Source organism: Maribacter spongiicola (assembly GCF_052119685.1).
Lineage (GTDB): Bacteria > Bacteroidota > Bacteroidia > Flavobacteriales > Flavobacteriaceae > Maribacter > Maribacter spongiicola_A.
Genome location: NZ_JBGQOO010000003.1, coordinates 244,743 through 263,480, shown reverse-complemented (window position 1 = coordinate 263,480; position 18,738 = coordinate 244,743). Strand labels below are relative to the sequence as shown.

The 18,738-nt window shown below is 33.5% G+C and carries 15 protein-coding genes; 8 read left to right on the top strand and 7 right to left on the bottom strand.

The features are described 5' to 3' along the window. Positions 1-49: 49 nt before the first annotated feature. Both ACEN2N_RS07550 and ACEN2N_RS07545 read left to right on the top strand, forming a co-directional pair. Positions 50-2,731 carry a TonB-dependent receptor gene (locus ACEN2N_RS07550; RefSeq protein ID WP_441823750.1) on the top strand — a complete coding sequence of 894 codons (2,682 nt, stop codon included), beginning with the start codon at positions 50-52 and terminating at the stop codon, positions 2,729-2,731. 92 nt (positions 2,732-2,823) lie between these two features. Beyond that, entirely contained in the window at positions 2,824-3,264 is a 441-nt protein-coding gene (locus ACEN2N_RS07545; protein ID WP_441823749.1) for a hypothetical protein, read from the top strand. 57 nt (positions 3,265-3,321) lie between these two features. On the opposite strand, the gene ACEN2N_RS07540 is transcribed toward ACEN2N_RS07545, so the two are convergent. Next, positions 3,322-4,362, bottom strand: a complete 1,041-nt coding sequence (locus ACEN2N_RS07540) for an endonuclease/exonuclease/phosphatase family protein (RefSeq protein WP_441823748.1) — start codon at positions 4,360-4,362, stop codon at positions 3,322-3,324. Positions 4,363-4,469: 107 nt separating this feature from the next. On the opposite strand from ACEN2N_RS07540, the gene ACEN2N_RS07535 reads away from it, so the two are divergent. Both ACEN2N_RS07535 and ACEN2N_RS07530 read left to right on the top strand, forming a co-directional pair. Beyond that, complete coding sequence (locus ACEN2N_RS07535; protein ID WP_441823747.1) at positions 4,470-7,211, top strand: TonB-dependent receptor; 2,742 nt, start codon at positions 4,470-4,472, stop codon at positions 7,209-7,211. Positions 7,212-7,222: 11 nt separating this feature from the next. Next, the gene (locus ACEN2N_RS07530; RefSeq protein WP_441823746.1) at positions 7,223-8,587 is read left to right on the top strand and encodes a DUF5689 domain-containing protein; all 1,365 of its coding nucleotides are present in this window, start codon (positions 7,223-7,225) and stop codon (positions 8,585-8,587) included. Between the two features lie 2 nt (positions 8,588-8,589). Here ACEN2N_RS07530 and ACEN2N_RS07525 read toward each other — a convergent pair whose 3' ends face one another. The 3 genes from ACEN2N_RS07525 to ACEN2N_RS07515 all read right to left on the bottom strand — a co-directional run bounded on the left by ACEN2N_RS07525 (position 8,590) and on the right by ACEN2N_RS07515 (position 11,778). Further along, positions 8,590-8,997 (bottom strand): response regulator, encoded by a 408-nt coding sequence (locus ACEN2N_RS07525; RefSeq protein WP_441823745.1) that lies wholly within the window; start codon positions 8,995-8,997, stop codon positions 8,590-8,592. Positions 8,998-9,164: 167 nt separating this feature from the next. Further along, positions 9,165-9,572: a response regulator gene (locus ACEN2N_RS07520; protein WP_441823744.1), complete on the bottom strand. Its 408-nt coding sequence runs from the start codon at positions 9,570-9,572 to the stop codon at positions 9,165-9,167. Positions 9,573-9,582: 10 nt separating this feature from the next. Beyond that, positions 9,583-11,778: a PAS domain-containing sensor histidine kinase gene (locus ACEN2N_RS07515; RefSeq protein WP_441823743.1), complete on the bottom strand. Its 2,196-nt coding sequence runs from the start codon at positions 11,776-11,778 to the stop codon at positions 9,583-9,585. Positions 11,779-11,910: 132 nt separating this feature from the next. Between ACEN2N_RS07515 and ACEN2N_RS07510 the strand changes: the two genes are divergently transcribed. Further along, positions 11,911-12,375 (top strand): ankyrin repeat domain-containing protein, encoded by a 465-nt coding sequence (locus ACEN2N_RS07510; RefSeq protein ID WP_441823742.1) that lies wholly within the window; start codon positions 11,911-11,913, stop codon positions 12,373-12,375. Between the two features lie 5 nt (positions 12,376-12,380). Then, positions 12,381-13,163: an amidohydrolase gene (locus ACEN2N_RS07505; RefSeq protein WP_441823741.1), complete on the top strand. Its 783-nt coding sequence runs from the start codon at positions 12,381-12,383 to the stop codon at positions 13,161-13,163. Positions 13,164-13,167: 4 nt separating this feature from the next. On the opposite strand, the gene ACEN2N_RS07500 is transcribed toward ACEN2N_RS07505, so the two are convergent. The 3 genes from ACEN2N_RS07500 to ACEN2N_RS07490 are packed head-to-tail and all read right to left on the bottom strand — an operon-like array spanning position 13,168 to position 16,216. Further along, on the bottom strand, positions 13,168-13,827 hold the full coding sequence (locus ACEN2N_RS07500) for a hypothetical protein (protein WP_441823740.1): 660 nt from the start codon (positions 13,825-13,827) through the stop codon (positions 13,168-13,170). Between the two features lie 19 nt (positions 13,828-13,846). Further along, positions 13,847-15,463 (bottom strand): Ig-like domain-containing protein, encoded by a 1,617-nt coding sequence (locus tag ACEN2N_RS07495; RefSeq protein WP_441823739.1) that lies wholly within the window; start codon positions 15,461-15,463, stop codon positions 13,847-13,849. Positions 15,464-15,508: 45 nt separating this feature from the next. Beyond that, the gene (locus ACEN2N_RS07490; RefSeq protein ID WP_441823738.1) at positions 15,509-16,216 is read right to left on the bottom strand and encodes a ComF family protein; all 708 of its coding nucleotides are present in this window, start codon (positions 16,214-16,216) and stop codon (positions 15,509-15,511) included. Between the two features lie 40 nt (positions 16,217-16,256). Here ACEN2N_RS07490 and ACEN2N_RS07485 point away from each other — a divergent pair, with 40 nt between their 5' ends. Together ACEN2N_RS07485 and ACEN2N_RS07480 are read left to right on the top strand one after the other, a co-directional pair. Continuing rightward, positions 16,257-17,156 carry a hypothetical protein gene (locus ACEN2N_RS07485; protein WP_424003266.1) on the top strand — a complete coding sequence of 300 codons (900 nt, stop codon included), beginning with the start codon at positions 16,257-16,259 and terminating at the stop codon, positions 17,154-17,156. Positions 17,157-17,193: 37 nt separating this feature from the next. Beyond that, positions 17,194-18,738: a glycine--tRNA ligase gene (locus ACEN2N_RS07480; protein ID WP_424003264.1), complete on the top strand. Its 1,545-nt coding sequence runs from the start codon at positions 17,194-17,196 to the stop codon at positions 18,736-18,738.

Here is an 18,738-nt window from a genome sequence, read left to right as displayed (position 1 = left end):
ATAAATGACTTTTGCAGCAAGTTAAAAAACTAACAAATACTCGAAGAAAATGAAAAAAATGTATTTTGCATTAGCGGCATTTTTAATGACCGTAACTGCTTTTTCACAAGGACCAATTACTGGTACTGTATTAGATGGTGACTCAAATAGTCCGTTGCCAGGTGCTACAGTAATAGTAAAAGGAACAACAAATGGAACATCAACTGATTTTGATGGTAATTTTACAATTAACACAAGTTCTGCATCCGGAACTTTAGTAGTTTCTTACATTGGTTTTAATTCAAAGCAAATTACTTTTACTGCTTCAGGAAATATTGGTTCTATTGTTTTAGAGCCAAATGCTGAAGAATTAGAAGGTGTTGTAGTGGTAGGTAGAGGTATTATTGACCTTGCTAGCGATAGACAAACACCGATTGCCGTATCATCTATTCCTGTTGAAATCATTCAAGAGAAAATAGGTACTCAAGATATTACGATGACAATGGTGAACACACCGTCTGTTTATGTATCTGGTCAAGCAGGAGGTTACGGAGATTCTGACATTAGAGTTCGTGGTTTTGAGCAAGACAACACAGCATTCCTTTTAAACGGTCAGCCGATTAACGGAATGGAAGACGGTAAAATGTACTGGTCTAACTGGTCTGGCTTAAATGATATTTCTAGTGGAGTTCAAATTCAACGTGGTTTAGGTTCTTCTAAATTGGCAATTTCATCTGTTGGTGGTACGGTTAACTTTGTAACCAAAGCTACAGAAATGGATGCAGGTGGTTTTGCTTACGCAACAGTTGCTAACAATAACTACATTAAAACAACTGCGGGTTATAACACTGGTATTTCTGAAAAAGGTTGGGGTTTAAGCGTAATGCTTTCACACTGGCAAGGAGATGGCTATAACGAAGGTAACTTCGGTGAAGGTCAAACATATTTCATTTCTGCAGGTTATAGACCAAACGACAAGCACGGATTTAACTTTTTAATTACCGGTGCTCCACAATTTCACGATCAAAACTTTACTAAATCTATTTCTAGTTATTTAGAAAATGGTTTAAGATATAATAATAACTGGGGTACGTATAACGGTCAGTACTTGACTGAAAGAAGAAATTTTTATCATAAACCAGTTGCTAACTTAAACTGGGATTGGACTATAAGTGATAAATCCAATCTTTCTACAGTATTATATGCCTCTTGGGGTAATGGTGGTGGTACAGGTAATTTAGGTAACCGTATTAGAACTGCAGATGGTCGTATAGATTACGATGCAATTTATGCTCAAAATGCTGCGGTAACTGATGGTGCTGGTGTTAATTTTGGTTCTGAACCAGCTTACATTACAAGATCATCTATGAACTTACATAGCTGGTACGGTTTAATTACCAACTATGAAACTAAAATTACAGACGAACTTTCTTGGAACGTTGGTTTTGATTTAAGGACATACTATGGTAAGCACTTTAGAGTTGCTTCTAATCTACACGGTTTAAACTCGTTTACCGACAATATTCGTTTAAGAGATCAAAATAATGATCATCAAACTTACGGTAGTTTTGGTACATATAAGTTTGCTACTGCAACCGAAACATTCAGACCTTCTGGTTGGGAAGCTGCATTTGATTCTTACTCATTAGATCAAAAAATTGGTTACAATAATGAGGAGCGTATTTCTTATGGTGGTTTGTTTACTCAGTTAGAATATGCAACTGATAATTTGTCTGCCTTTTTCCAAGGTTCAGTTTCTAACCAATATCACCAAAGATTTGACTATTACCAATATGCAGATCAGTCATTGATCGACGGTACTTCTAGCCAATCAACTGGTGTAGCTTTACCTGCAGGTATAACTCCTGGTACCGATTCTGAGAAAGTAGATAACTTAGGGTATAATGCAAAAGCTGGTTTTAGCTACAAAGCTACTGAAGCTCACGCTTTTTATGTTAATACTGGTTACTACAACCGTCAACCTTACCATGATAATATTTACTTGAATTTTACAAATCAAGTGAACCCTTTAACTGAAAACGAAAAAATATTTGGTTTAGAGGCAGGTTATGGTTTTAAAAGTTCAATTTTCTCAGCAAACTTAAACTTATATAGAACCTCTTGGAAAGACAGAGTAGTTTCTAGCTCGAACATAGTTGATGATGTGGTTCAATTTACCACTAACTTTGGTACAGAGCAATTACACTCCGGTGTTGAATTAGATTTTAAATTAAGACCAGTAACTGACCTTTCTTTTAACGGATTTCTATCTGTAGGCGATTGGCAATATAAAGGTGAGGCGGTACAACAAATAACAGATGAAAATAGAAATGTTATTAGCTTTGAAAACGAAGATTTCGATGGTGGTAAAGTTGGTGGTGCTGCACAATTATCAGGTGGTTTAGGTCTTGTTTATAAAATCAACCAAAACTTTTCATTTGATTCAGACTGGAGATATTATGATAACTTATATTCTGATGTAGGTGCAGTAAAAGAAAACCTTAAATTACCTTCTTTTAATTTATTAGATGCAGGTATTACTTTTAAAGTGCCTTTAGGTGCCGATAAGTTAAAGGAATTAAAAATTAGAGGTAACATTAACAACGTTTTTGATACTGAGTATTTATCTAGCCTTACTACTGCTAATTTTGCAGAAGCTGGTGATGAAACTTATAATGGTGTTGCTGTATCTAACCAAGGTTACTTTGGTTGGGGTAGAACTTGGAACGTTACTTTACGTTACGAATTCTAGTAGTAATATTGATAATAAATATAAAACCTGACCACACGGTCAGGTTTTTTTTTGCTCAAAATTCAGTACATTTAAAACTTAAAATTAGAACTATGTACGAAACTATTCACATGCTACATTCATACTTGGCTTATATAGCATTGGCTGTATTGATCTTAGCGGTTGTTAATGCTATTTCAGGGCTTTTAGGGAAACGAATTTTTAATATGGGTAAAGATCTTAGATTAAGCCTATTTGCGCTTATTTTATGCCATATTCAATTATTGGTAGGTCTAATATTATATTTTGTTTCTCCAAGCGGATTAAGCGCAATACAAGAGTTTGGCATGGGTGGCTTAACTTCTGCCGCCCGTTTGTTGGCAGTAGAGCATCCTTTCATTAATATATTGGCAATTGTATCGATAACCATTGGCTGGTCAAGACATAAGAAATTTGTTGACGGAGCTAAAAAGTTTAAAAGTATTGCTATTTTCTACACTATAGGCTTACTTCTTATTCTAAGTAGAATTCCTTGGGGACAATGGTTTAACTAAGATTGTAGTATTTGAAAAATTATAAAGAACCTAATGGATTAATATTAGGTTCTTTTTTTATGGATTAACTTTTTTAATGAGATGCAGGTATACAGGAAAGTGGTCGCTATACCCACCAATATAACTTCCGCCGGCATAAGTCCGTAATGGGTACCCTTTATATTTTCCCTTTGGATCCATTAAGTAGTCAGGGGCAAAAATGCCGACTTTCCAATAGCTATAACCTTCTCTTTTTTTGGCTATAAGTGTTGATGTCATATACAGCTGATCAAATAAATTCCATTTATCACGGTAAGCTAAAGAACCTCTTCCTTTTTTATAAAGTTTTTCCATTGGTCCGAAGAGGCTTAGCGAGTCCAGATTCTTAGAATTTTTTTCAACCTGTAATATCTTTTTAAAACTCGGGTCTATAGGATCATCGTTAAAATCTCCCATACTAATAATTTTGGCATTGACATATTGCCTTTGAACAGAATCTATTATGCGCTTGTTTAGTTTAGCGGCTTCTAATCTAAAAGGCCTACTTCTAGCCTCCCCACCACTTCTAGAAGGCCAATGGTTGACCATAAAGTATATCTTTTCGTTATCTAATAAGCCCTCTACTATGAGTTGATCTCTGGTATAATCTCGTTTTCCTTCAAGGTTAAAAAGTAGTAATCTATGGCTATTAAAATTAACAGGTACAAAGGCACTTTTCTTATAGAGTAGCGCAACGTCTATACCACGTTCATCAGGAGATTCGAAATGAACAATTCCGTAATTGAACTTCGCTAAGTTTTTATGATGTACTAAATCTTCAAGTACACCTAAGTTTTCTACTTCGCAAACCCCTACAATATCAGGTGCCGTTTTATTATCGGTAGAGCCAATTTCAGAAATTACCTTCGACATATGTTCCAATTTGTTCAAATAGCGTTCTTCGGTCCAGTTATCTTTTCCTTCAGGCGTTCTGTCATCATCAAAAATTAAAGTGTCATTTTTTGTATCAAATAGATTCTCTAGATTATAGAAAGCAACAGTTCTAATTTGGTAAGTATCAGAATTTTGAGCACATGTAAGTAATGAGGAAAAGAAGCAGATAAGAAGTAGTAATCGCATTATAGAAGGTATTTGGTCTTAATTATTAGCTAGTATACGGAAAATTCACGTTAATTATTTCTTAAATAGTATCTTATTGGCTCATTAGTAAGGCCTTAAGATATATAATGATTAAGCATATCCTATTTTTATTACTATTTATTAAAATATGTTTCTTACATGCTCAAAGTGCAACGACAATTTCGGGGGTAATAAAAGAAAGGGATAAAAGTGAAATAATTGTCAATGCACAGGTAGTATTAGAAGGAGAATCAACGCCGATTACCACTAATGATTTAGGAGAATTTAAATTGATTACTTCAAATAAAGGAGAATTTATACTTCAAATTTCTACTCCCGATTTTGATATCAAAAGAATCCCAGTATTTCTTGATGACAATACTATAGAATTAGGTGTCATTTTTTTGGAAAGAGATATGACCGTAGAAAAATCTATAAACCTCATTAATATTACCGATGATGAGTTATTAGATGATGAGATAAATTCTAATGCACTCGCTTTATTACAATCAACGAGAGATATTTTTCTAAATAGGGCGGCTTTTGATTTTGGTCAGGCATTTTTTAGGGTAAGAGGATATGATTCTCAATATGGCGAAGTACATCTAAACGGATTACCAATGAACAAAATGTATGATGGCAGGCCACAGTGGAATAATTGGGGCGGGTTGAACGACGTAATTAGAAATCAACAATATGCGAATGGTTTAGAAGCATCAGATTTTACATTTGGCGGAATTTTAGGAAACACAAATATAGATTTGCGACCATCTGGGTTAAGACCAGGTACCCGATTATCTTCATCTCTCTCCAATAGAACATATAGCGGCAGACTTATGGCAACTTATAATTCTGGGGTTAAGAATGAGAAATTTGCATATATTATTTCAGCTTCTCGACGCTGGGCAAAAGAAGGGTATATGGATGGTACTTTGTATGATTCGTATTCAGTATATAGTTCATTCGAATATCTTTTAAATGAAAAAAACACAATATCTGCCACAGCAATTGTAGCATCTAATAGAAGAGGGCGGTCATCTGCCATTACCGAAGAAGTACAAGAAATTCAAGGAAACAGATATAACCCATATGCCGGTATTCAAAATGGCAAAATCAGAAATTCTAGAGAGCGACATATTCGTGAGCCATTGTTCTTGTTCAACTATCATCATGAATCTAAAAGTTTGCAAATTAATGTGGGTATAGGCTATCAGACAGGTGTATACAAAAGAAGTCGCTTAGGGTATTATAATGCTCCGAATCCTGATCCTACATACTACCGTTATTTACCGAGTTTTTATTTGAACTCGCCCATAGGTGCCAACTATGAAAGTGCTATACAAGCAGAAGAAGGCTTTATAGAAAACCCTCAGTTAGATTGGGATAATGTTTATAAAGCGAATACCAGTATTAGCCAAAACGGAGAAGCGGCTTATGTACTTTATGATGATACCACAAAAGATAATCAGCTAACTGCGAGGGCTATTGCCAATATAGATATTGATAGTCATTTGAAACTCGATTTAGGTCTAACCCACAGGCAGCTAAATTCTAAAAACTACGCTCAAATAAATGATTTATTGGGGGCGGAGTATCATCGTGATATCGATACGTTTTCAGAAACCTTAAATGATGTTTCATCTGAAGTAAATAAACGTAATGGTGCTGTTTTTAATTACAATTATAATTTAATCGGAAGCAATACCGATGTTTATGCTCAATTGAATGTGCATTATAATAAAGTAAAGGCGTTTGTGTCTGGTAAATATGCTATCGTTAATTATCAAAGGGAAGGTTTGTTTAAGAATGAACGTTTTATAGATAATTCGTTTGGGGAGAGTGAGCAGGTAAAATTTTCAAATTGGTCAATAAAATCAGGAGCGTCTTATACAATAACAGGCAGGCATTGGGTTTCGGTCAATGCAGCAATTATCAATAAAGCACCTGTTTTACAAAATGTATTTATAAACCCGAGGGAGAATAATGCAATAGTTCCCAATTTGCAAAGCGAAACCATTACCAGTGTCGATGCTACGTACTTTCTTAGAATGCCGAAATTGACGGGTAGATTTACAGGTTTTTATACCCGTTTTCAAAATACCACAGATGTAAATTTCTTCTTCGTTGATTCGGGTGTGGGCTCAGATTTTGTGCAAGAAGTACTCACTGATTTAGATAAATTACATATGGGTCTTGAACTTGGTTTAGAATACCAAGTATCTAGTGCTGTTAAATTATCATTAGTTGGCTCTGTTGCAAAACATGAATATGCAAGCAACCCTTTTGTGACTATTAATTTTGATACAGCAGGTGCAACCGAAGATTTAATCGATATTTCTGGTTCTAAATTTTTAGGACAATCGGCAGTTAAAGATTATAAGCTGGCTCAAGGTCCGCAGAAAGCAATTGCAGCAGGTATAGAATATAGAGATCCCAAATATTGGTGGATAAGCGCTTCGGCAAACTATCTGGCAAATAACTATGCCAATATTTCTACGATAACCAGAACCCAGAGTTTTTTAATTGATCCAGAAACCCAGTTAAGATTTCCTGATGCGACAGATGAAAATGTTCAAAAATTACTAAAGCAAAAACCATTAGATAATTTCTATTTATTGAATATGGTTGGCGGTAAGTCGTGGCTTAAAAAAGGCAAGTATATAAGTGTTTTTGCAAGTGTTAACAATCTTTTTGATACCACTTTTAGAACGGGTGGTTATGAGCAAAGTAGAAATGGTAACTATGGTCAACTTAAACAAGATAATTTAAGTGGTAATCCGTCTTTTGCACCTAAGTATTGGTATGGTTTCGGTAGAACCTATTTTTTGAATTTCGCCTTTAGTTTTTAAATACAAATAGTATGAAGATAGAACGTAACATATTTTATTGGATGATGATCATCGGTATTATACTATCATCATGTGTAAAAGATAAGGAATTTGATGCGCCAGATTTAGAATGTTCTGATGCTGTGTTTACGTTTATAAGTATATCAGAATTAAAGAATATGTATAATGGCGAGACTATTCAAATTCAAGAAGACTTGGTAATTAATGGTTATGTAATCTCTTCGGATAAAGAAGGTAATTTTTTCAATATCATACATTTTCAAGATGAGCCAAGTAATCCGACCGATGGAATGCAAATCGAATTAGAATTAAGAGATGCTCATTTGTTCTTTAATGTAGGGCAACAGGTAATAATTAAGTTAAAAGGGTTGTACTTGGGCGAGTCTAAAGGGGTTTACAAAATTGGCGGGGTATTTACTTCTTTTGGTAACCGTAGCGTAGGTAGGCTGCCTAAAAATGTGGTTTTCGACCATGTATTGATCTCTTGTAAAGAGAATGTTGGCATTGTGCCTACTTCGGTTAAAGTATCTGAAATAAATGAGTCTATGTTGAATACATTGGTTGTTGTAACTGATGTGGAGATAAAGCAAGAAGAGCTAGGCGAAACGTTTGCGATTAAAGAAGAAGAAACATTGCGAACATTGATTGATTGTGACGATAATGAATTGGTAATAGTAAACAGTGGTTATGCTGATTTTCAAGCCGAAATACTCCCCGATAAAATGGGAACAGCCACCGGAATTTTAACGATGGATAATAATAAATTTCAATTGATAATAAGAAGTGTAGATGATCTTTCATTTAACCAAGAACGATGCGAAGATTTGATAGATGAATTTACGTCTTCTTCAATTTTTATATCTGAAATTGCTGACCCCGATAATAATGCGGGAGCGCGATTTGTAGAGCTTTATAATGCATCTGTAGAAAGTCTTTCGTTAAATGGATGGGTATTGGAGCGGTATACAAATGATAATAGTGAGGTTAGTTCTAGTATAGATTTATCTGAATATATAATTGAAGCCAACGGATTATTGGTCATTTCGCCCAACTCAGAAGAGTTTAAAAATGTGTATGGTTTTGATCCTGATATAGCAGTTGGTACAAATTCTCCCGCAGATTCTAATGGTGATGATACAATTGTGTTAGTAGACCCTTTCGGTAGAATCATAGATATTTTCGGTGTCATTGGTGAAGATGGTAGTAATACAGACCATGAATTTGAAGATGGTAAGGCTGTGAGAAAAATAGAAATAGTTTCAGGTAATCCGGTTTTTACGATAACAGAATGGACTATTTATAATGATACAGGTGATGAGGGTACAATAAATCAGCCGCAAAATGCTCCTTTAGATTTTAGCCCAGGGGTAAGATAATTTTATACTATTTCTTTTGAGTCGATTATTTTTTTAACGGCACTTTCAGTTAAAGGTTTAACGATATAATCTTTAACCAATTTGTAATGTTTAGCCTTCTCCATGTATTTAGGACTTATGAACGAACTGGTAATATAAATTTTAATATGCTCTATTTTATCTTGGGGTAGGGCTTCAAATTCTTCCAAAAACGACCACCCGTCTTTATTGGGCATGTTTAAGTCTAGAAAAATAACATCTGGCAGCTTAATATTTTCAACAAGTAAGCCAATAAGACCGTCTAATGCCTCTTGACCACCCGAATAATATAGAATATTGTCACTAAAGTTATGATGCTTCAAAATATTCTTACTACTCAACGAAAAAAATTCATCGTCATCTATGATGCAACAACTAGAAAATATGCTCATTTTTAATTATTTCAAAGGTAAATACCCCTCTATCTTGGGTAAAAAAAGATAACAAATTACCTGGTGACTAAGTTATATAAATGATGATATACTACTATTGGTCACTTAAATAAGTTGCCCTCATTTTTATTAACAATAGTGTTTTGTCTGATATTTAAGTCTCTAGCTTAATTTTCAACAACAGTACCTAATATTTTTATAAGGTCATCTGGTGTAATCGGTTTTAGAATATAGGTGTCTACTTGGTCATAATTTTTGACCCTTTCTAAGTCTCTAGGATCAACCGAAGAGCTAATGATGTAGATTACAATTTTTTTAGATCTTTTACTTTTATAGTTTTTAAATTCATCTAAAAATTCCCAACCATTTAGAATTGGCATATTTAAATCTAAAAATATAACATCGGGCAATGGTTCTTTGGCGATGCATAATTTTGTGAGTCCGTCAAGAGCTGCTTGTCCATCACTATAGACAAGTATAGATTTTGCAAAACCTACTTCTTTCATTATTCTCTTTGTGCCATAAACAAATATGGGGTCGTCATCTATTATGCAGCAGAGTTCAATTTTATTCATAATTATTTTATTATGCCTGTTTAAGTTTAATGAATATAGTAGTGCCTTTGTCAACTTCACTTTCAATGCTTATGCTACCATTCATTGATTCTATTTGGTTTTTGGTTATAAATAACCCTATTCCTTTGGCATCTTTATGTTTATGAAAAGTTTTATACATACCAAATATGTTTTCGCCATGTCTTTTTAAATCGATGCCTTGACCATTATCTGTAAATGAAATTAGAATATTATTTTTCTTAATTTGAGATTTTATATCAATAACAGGTGTTCTTTCTTTCGCCCTATATTTTAAAGCATTAGTAACAACGTTTAAAAATATACTTTCTAAATATGCTGGTACTGCATGTGCAAAATGCGATTTATTTACATCAATATTTAATATTGCGCGCTGTTCTTCGAGTAAGCCGTTTATACTCTTGGTTATTTGATTGATTGTGCTGAGTACACTAATGCTTTGCATTTGTTCAAGTGCACCGGTTTTTACTTGTACTACATCATTTAAATGCGCTATGGTTTCAGATAAACTTTGGCTAGCGCTTGTGATCATTTTATTTAAATTTTTAACCTCATTTTCATCTTCCTCTTCATTTAAAAATTTGGTAAGCATGGTCATGTTAGTAGAATGCGACCTTAGGTTATGCGATACAATATGGGCGAAATTGGTTAAACTTTCATTTTGGCTTTTGGTAACGTCTACCAATGCTTCTAATTTTTTTTGAGCTTCAATTCGGTCGGTAATATCTAAAAATTGAGTAATTACATGGCTTACTTTGCCATTTAGGTCATTTACAGGGGTTGCCCCAATAATTGCATGAACTATATTGCCATTTTTATGAAAAAACCTTTTCTGAAATTGCAAATTTTCATCGTTGCCCTTAACAACATTATTTTTAAAAGAATTACTGCCCGTTAAATCATCTGGGTGAGTAATATCCATTGAGGTCATTTTTAATAACTCTTCTTCAGAATACCCTAAACTTTGAGATAGGCTTTTGTTTACTTTAAGCCATTTAAGATCCGAACTTACCAATGCCATGCCAATGGCAGAATTTTCAAAGGTTTTAGCGAACAGTTTAGTACTTTCGGCTAATTCAAATTCAGTACTACGAAGTTCTGTAATATCCCAATTTGCCCCCGTCATTTTAATGGTATTACCATGTAGGTCTTTAATGGTCTTTGATAGCCCTCTAATAAATTTTATATTGCCATCTTTATGTTTTATTCTAAACTCTTCATCGAAATCTTTAATACCATTGATAGCATCGTTTGTAGCAGCCAATGTTCTTTCTAAATCATCTGGATGTATTGCCGATGACCAAGCTTTAAAAACCCCTGAAAATTGATTTTTATCAATATCAAAGATTCTATACATTTCATGATCCCATTCTAATTCATTTTCAGTTAGATCATAATTCCAAGTACCAATTTGTGCAGTTTGAGTTGTAATTTTTAAACGCTCTGAGATTTCTTGATGAGCTAATTCGATTTTCTTTCGTTCATCTATATCTTGAAAAGTACCAATAAGTCTAACCGCTTTACCATTTAACAACTCAACTTCACCTTTTGCGCAAACCCAAACTTCATTTCCTTTGGCAGTAATAATAATTAACTCAGTTTCAAACGGTTTACCTTCGTTAATTGCCAAACCAACTAATTGGGTAATCTTGTCTCTGTGAATACCTTCTTTATAAAAGTTTATGCCTTCTTCTAAATTCGGAACAAAATCAATGGCTACTTCGTGAATATCTTTCGTAGTTTTTGTCCAGTTTACGGTGTTATTAAGTAAATCGAGTTCCCAGCATCCTATTCTGGCAACCTCTTCAGCTTTATGTAATAGTTCTATTTCTTTTTGTTCAATAGTTATATCATCCATAAAAATTATGGCGCCGTCAAAACCATGATTCTCAGTTTTAGAAGGTATAATTTTCCATTTTAACCATTGAAGGTTGCCATCGGGTAATATAAATTTTCGCCCATGATTGATGTCCTCTTCCCCATTTATAGCTTTTTTTAAGGCAATTTTAAATGAATCGGGCATTTCGATAATGTTGTCAAACAGGGGTTTGTTATTATTATCAGTTTTGTTAAGACTAAATTTTTGATGCCACTGGTTAGAGTAGCTAATAAAGTTTAACTTAGTATCGACGATAGCAATTGCGTTGGGGGACTCCTTTAAAAGAAAGTCAACGGCTAATGTTTTCAAAAGTTCTAAAATTTTAATTAAAGGTACATATTATCTTTAAGGTAGGAAAAATTTGTCGAACAGTAAGAAAATACTTCTTAGTTCAATTGCTTCTGTTTTCTGAATAATGAGAATAATTTATAATACAATCTTATGAACGAGTTTTTTTTTAAAGGAATAAGAGAAGGTAGTTTTAACGAGGTTAAATCTATGTTAGAAAAGAATCCTGTACTTGTTAATAGTAAAGATGCTAGAGGATCGACACCATTAATTTTAGCAGCGTATTATGATGAAATGGAGATTGCATCACTTCTATTGGGCAAAGGTGCAAAGATTGATGCTGTAGATGCCTCAGGTAATACAGCTTTAATGGGTGTTTGTTTTAAAGGTTTTACTGATATCGCAAAATTATTGATAGAAAAGAAGGCACAGTTAAATGAGCGTAATGCAATGGGTGCTACGTGTCTTATATATGCCACGCAATTTAATCGCTTAGATATTGCGAAGTTATTAATTGCCAACGGCGCAGATAAATCGATAAAAGATAATAGAGGAAATAGTGCTTTAGATCTTGCTAAAACTCAAGGCTTAAGCGCTTTTGTAGATTTATTGGAATAACTTTTATGCAACAGATTAACAGTCGTTTAAAAATAGCGTTAATTCAATCTTCTTTACATTGGGAAAACCCTAGTGCAAATAGAGGTATGTTCGGTGATAAAATTGAACAAATCGAACAAGATATTGATCTTATAGTACTACCAGAAATGTTTACTACGGGTTTTACTATGTCACCTGCTAATATTGATAACCAAGAAGGTTTAATAACCTTAGATTGGATGATAAAAATGGCAGACTATAAAAAAAGCGCTGTTATTGGCAGTACGGTATTTTATGATAACGGAAATTATTACAATAGGCTTTTTTTTGTAAAACCTAATGGAGAATATGACAGCTATGACAAACGGCATACGTTTACCTTGGCAGGTGAACATGAAAAATATACGGCAGGTACCGAAAGATTAATAGTGCATTTTAGGGGGTTTGCTATTTGCCCTTTAGTATGTTATGATCTTCGTTTTCCGGTTTGGAGTAGAAATACAGAAAATTTTGATGTGTTATTGTATACGGCAAATTGGCCTACACCAAGAATTAATGCTTGGGATGCATTGTTAAAAGCAAGAGCCATTGAGAATATGGTTTATGGTATTGGTGTAAATCGTGTTGGTGTAGATGAGGTAGGTCATCAATACCCAGGGCATTCTAGCGTATACGACCCACTAGGCGAGTTGATTTCGCTTACCGAAAAAGAAGAAACGATTATTGTAGAGTTAGAGAAGGAAAAAATTGACCTCGTTCGTAAAAAGCTTCGTTTTCTAAATGACAGGGATGATTTTACAATTACATAGAAAATTATCTTGCATTCGCCAGTTTAAATAGCTTAATAATATCTTCTTCTTTCTTCAATGATAGACGTTCTGTTTTCGAAGATTTTATCATTTGTGAATCTAAGGTTTCGTTGATATCTTTTTTGGAAATAGGAAATTCATTGATAATGCCATCTTTTTCGTAATATAGATTAGAGGTTATAACCACTCTATCTGTACTTTCTAGGTTTAATAATTTAGCATCAGAAGGAGCTTTGTTGATTTTAATATCATAAACTTTATATAGATTGTTCTTTCCTTCTACTAAGATTTCGGCGAAAACAAATTTATCTTCAATTAATACGGCAACAAATTTCTTTTGGTTTAAAGTAACATTTAGCCCTGGTACAGGTAATAAAGCACTTGTAGTATCATCTTTAAATATCTCTATTTCACTATTATATGCATTAAATTTAGCTAATACAGTGGTTCTGTTCAGATTTTTATCGAGGATAGTTGCTTGTTCCCAATTATCGTTTAAATATATGCTTCCTTCTATTTTATTTCCCGATTGATTAGAAACTCTTAAAAAAGGAGAATCAATATTACCAGTTTGAAATGTGCCAGATTCATCGTTTATATGATTTATCTGTCCGAATATTAAATTGGCAAATAAAAATGTAGCTATTATAATTAAATATTTCATTTTAAATTTTTTTTAGATTTTAATCTATTAAATTAAATGTCTCTATTTTTTCCCAATTGGCACGTAATTCTATTAACGTGGGGTAATAGCTTATTTTTTCAGGTTGTCTATGTTCTAAGAAACTACCGGTATCCCATTTTCCATTACCGTTCATATCGAATATGACTCTAGCTTGGTATTTACCTGGGTTCAGATTGTTAAAAACATATTCTTGTGGTCCGCTAGCATAAATTTCTCGCTGTAAATCTCCCTTTTCATTGGTTAGCTGAACAATTATGGGGTAAACAATAGAATTGCCATTTAAACTCAAGGTCAGGTTGCCATAATCGGCAACACTCTTTGTTCGAAATGAGTATGCTACCGAATCGTTCGATGTTTCGAAAAAATCAGTTACTGCACCGGGCACTAATTCCATTCTATAACTTTGATCCGGATTAACCTTAAAATCAAAATTCAATAAATTTTGAAGTGTGTCAAGCTTTAATTTATAGGCAATTTCGACAGAATCTTTATCCATCAATTTAATCTTGGTACTATCGAACCTAATTATTGGCGTATTGCTTAAAAGGTTTATAGGTTTATCCATTTCTATATTACCCTTTTGGCTCATTGCAATTTTCAAAGAGTCAAATGCTACTTTTCTATTTTTAACTTTGAAGGTATCTTTTACTTTTAAGGCTTCATTGGTAATAACGAAAAGTAGAGAGTCCATTTCATAAGGTGTAAACCAGAAATTAAGTGTGTCTTTTTCTCTTTCTTTGGTAATTATTGTTCTAACGGTATCGGGTATTTCGGTAATAGTTTCAATAGAGATGTCGGTACCATCACCATAATAGCCAAAACTAATTCTATTACTAGCTTCCATACTAGGTACGGCAACACTGTAATCGGGTACTTCCTTAAATAGATTCAATAAATAAATAGAATCTGTAGGCAAATTGATGGTATCTCTTACAAATCCTATTTTATCGGTTTTTTGATCAAATAAATTATTTCCTGCTGCATCTTTAATACCGAACAAAGCGTATTTACCTTCTTTTAAATTATTAAGTTTAAATATAACTGCGCTATCTAGAGTATTTGTAATGTAATTCGGTGGTCTCTTGTAAACTGTAGAGTCGGTGTAACTACTATCAATTTTATAGAGCATTACACTAACAAATTCATCGGCTTTTTTATTGAACGCATCTTTAATCACACCTGTTAGCGATAATGAATCAATATAGTCGCCAGTAGAGAAAACATAGGTGAAAAAAGATTTCGGATTTTCTTCGTTATTATCAACAATACCTTGACCGAAGTTAAATGTATATGTAGTATTCGGCTCAAGGGTATCTTTAATCGTTATTTCAACATATTTATTGGCATTGCCAATGGGTGAAAGCACCGGAGCATTTTTTAAAGGGGGTGAAATAATCAGTTGCTTTTGAATATCTTTTAGCTTCACTAATTCATCAAAATACAATCTAATTTTCTGTCCCGTAAAATTAGTAGTTAAATTAGGTGGCTCGGCCCTCGTTAATTCTGGTGGTGTAATATCTTTTGGTCCGCCTGTCGGTGTACCGCGTTGTGCACATTGGTACGAAACCAATACGATGATAAAAACAAATATAAAACCTAAAATTTTTCTGCTCATTAGTGTGATTATCGACCGCAAAGAAACAACTTATTTTATAGAATTCTAATTCTTTGGTACAACGGCCATACTAGAAATATAAATGACAGCGCCTTTAATATCTTTAAAGGTATTTGCGCAGATTTCTATAGTAGCCCCAGTTGTAATTACATCATCAACCAATAAAATAGTTTTATCTACAAGTAGTTCTTTATTTATTATTTCGTACAAAGACCTGTTATCGTACCATCTGTTTAATCTTGTTTTCTTGGTCTGGGTTTTAGTATTTGCTGTTTTTATAAGTAAATCATCTGCATACCTTGCATTAAGGTGATAGGCAATTTGTTTGGCAAAAAGTGCAACTTGGTTATAGCCTCTTTTTTTTAATTTCTTTCGGTGCAATGGTACGGGTATAACAAAATCTATTTGTGGCAAATGACCTTGCTTTTTTAAAATTTGTCCGTGCCAGTCGCCTAAAAAGTGACCAATACCTTCTTGATTCTTATATTTTAGAAAATGGATAAGGTTCTTTACGATTCCAATTTCGGTAAAGAATAAGAATGAATTTGCCTTTTTTATGTTAATTCGACCATAAAAAATACGGTCAACGGCATTTTCATCGTTAAATGTATACTCGGTAAGTGGTAATTGATGTCGGCAAGATGTGCAGAGAAGAGCCTCTCCTCTATATAATCGAGCATTACATCCAAAACATGATATGGGTAGTAGTATGTTGGTAACATCCTTTAGTATATTTGAAATTATGTTTTTCATCAAATTTTACAGATTAAACAACCTACAGCCCGCTTATTAAATGGACAGTCAAGATAACAAATTCAATTATAAAATAATACTTGCAGCATTTGTTGCTGTTATTATAGCGTTACTAATTGCATTTTACTATAGTTATGCCCAGTCAAATGCCCAAATTGGTTTTTTAGAACAAGAAAAAGAGATTTTGGTAAAAGACCTTACTATAATGAAGGCAGATGTAGCACGTTTATCTGCTAAAAGTGAAATGAATGAAATAGAATTGCAAGATTCTAAATATAAAGTACAAGAACTTCTAGATTCAGTTGGGCGTTTAAACTTTACGGTTCAAAAGCTAAGAGAATTCAAAACAGAACTTCGTAGGCTAGAGTCTAAGAACGACAGCTTAATTTTAAAGAATAATTTCTTACGTTATAACAACATGTTACTTACCGATAAGTACGATGAGTCTCGTAAGCAAATCGAAAATCTTAGAACAAACAGTAATTCTTTAGCAGAAGCCGAAGCTTTACAAAGAAGAAAAATACTAGAACTTAATCAGAAATTAAAGACGAAGAGCTATTTGAAAATGGCAAATTCTGAAGGAAGCGGTTTTAGATTAATTCGTGGAACAAAGCCGACTAAAACTAACAAGGCATCTATAATTGAAAAATTAAGAGGTTGCGTTACAGTTTTGGCAGATGAGAGTGAAGCTAATAATGAAAAAGTTATTTATCTACAGTTTTTAGATCCCAATAAGCAGATTGTTGAAGATAATGCTAATACCATTACTGTAAATGGAAATGTTTATAGCAAAAGAGTCGAATTTATATTTACAGGATTAGACCAGTCTTTATGCGAGTCGATTACCATACCAGAAGGTTCATTAATGGAAGGTAATTACACTTTAAATGTATTTGAAGACGAACGTTTAATTACTTCTTCTGAATTTGAATTGAAATAATTATTTTTTTTTTGGGCTATTGTTCTATTTTTGCCAAATGGCAAAGCAAGAAGATGATTTTAAGCGTGTAATTTCTCACGCAAAGGAATACGGATATGTATTTCAATCTAGTGAAATTTATGACGGGTTAAGTGCTATTTATGATTACGGTCAAAATGGTGTTGAACTTAAAAAGAATATACGTGACTATTGGTGGAAAGCCATGGTGCAGCTCAATGATAATATTGTTGGCTTAGATGCTGCAATTTTTATGCACCCATTAACCTGGAAGGCTTCTGGACATATTGATGCTTTCAATGATCCGTTGATAGATAATAAAGACTCTAAAAAAAGATATCGAGCAGATGTTTTGGTAGAAGATTATGTAGCTAAAATCGACGCGAAAATTGAAAAAGAAGTCGGTAAAGCTGAAAAACGTTTTGGCGAAGCTTTTGATAAAGAACAGTTTTTGCAAACGAACCAACGAGTAGTTGAGTATCAAGAGCAAGGAAAAACCATTTTAAGTAGATTGGCAAAATCTTTACAAGAAGAAGATTTAGCCGATGTTAAAGCGCTAATTGAAGAATTAGATATTGCTTGCCCAATGTCAGGTTCAAAAAACTGGACAGAGGTAAAGCAGTTCAATTTAATGTTCGGTACAAAATTAGGTGCCAATGCAGAAACAGCAATGGATCTATTTCTTAGACCAGAAACTGCACAAGGTATTTTTGTAAATTTCTTGAATGTTCAGAAATCTGGTCGTATGAAAATTCCTTTCGGAATTGCACAGACCGGTAAGGCTTTTAGAAATGAAATTGTTGCTAGACAGTTTATTTTTAGAATGCGTGAGTTCGAACAAATGGAAATGCAATTCTTTATACAACCAGGTACCCAGAAAGAGTGGTACGAGATCTGGAAAGAAAAAAGAATGAAGTGGCACTTGTCACTTGGTTTAGGTCAAGATAATTATCGTTTTCATGACCATGAGAAACTAGCACATTATGCAGATGCAGCTTCTGATATAGAATTTCGTTTTCCATTCGGATTTAAAGAATTAGAGGGTATACATTCTCGTACCGATTTTGATTTAAGCAGTCATGAGAAGTTTTCTGGAAAGAAACTACAATATTTTGATCACGAGGTAAATAAAAACTACGTGCCTTATGTATTAGAAACATCTATTGGTTTAGATAGAATGTTCTTAGCAGTATTCTCTAACTCTCTTAAAGAAGAAGAATTAGAAAATAATACAACGAGAACAGTACTTAAGTTACCAGCTGTTTTGGCACCTGTAAAAGCTGCTATTTTACCATTACTTAAAAAAGATGGTTTACCAGAAATTGCACAAGAAATTATTGATGATCTTAAGTGGGATTTTAATGTTACTTATGATGAAAAAGATGCTGTAGGTAGAAGATACAGAAGACAAGATGCCAATGGTACTCCGTTTTGTATTACTGTTGACCACCAGTCTTTAGAAGACCAGACTGTTACTATTAGACATAGAGATTCAATGGAGCAAGAACGTGTTGCTATATCGGCATTGAAAGGTATTATTCATAATGCGGTCGATATGAGTACTTGGTTAAAAAAAATGGAATAA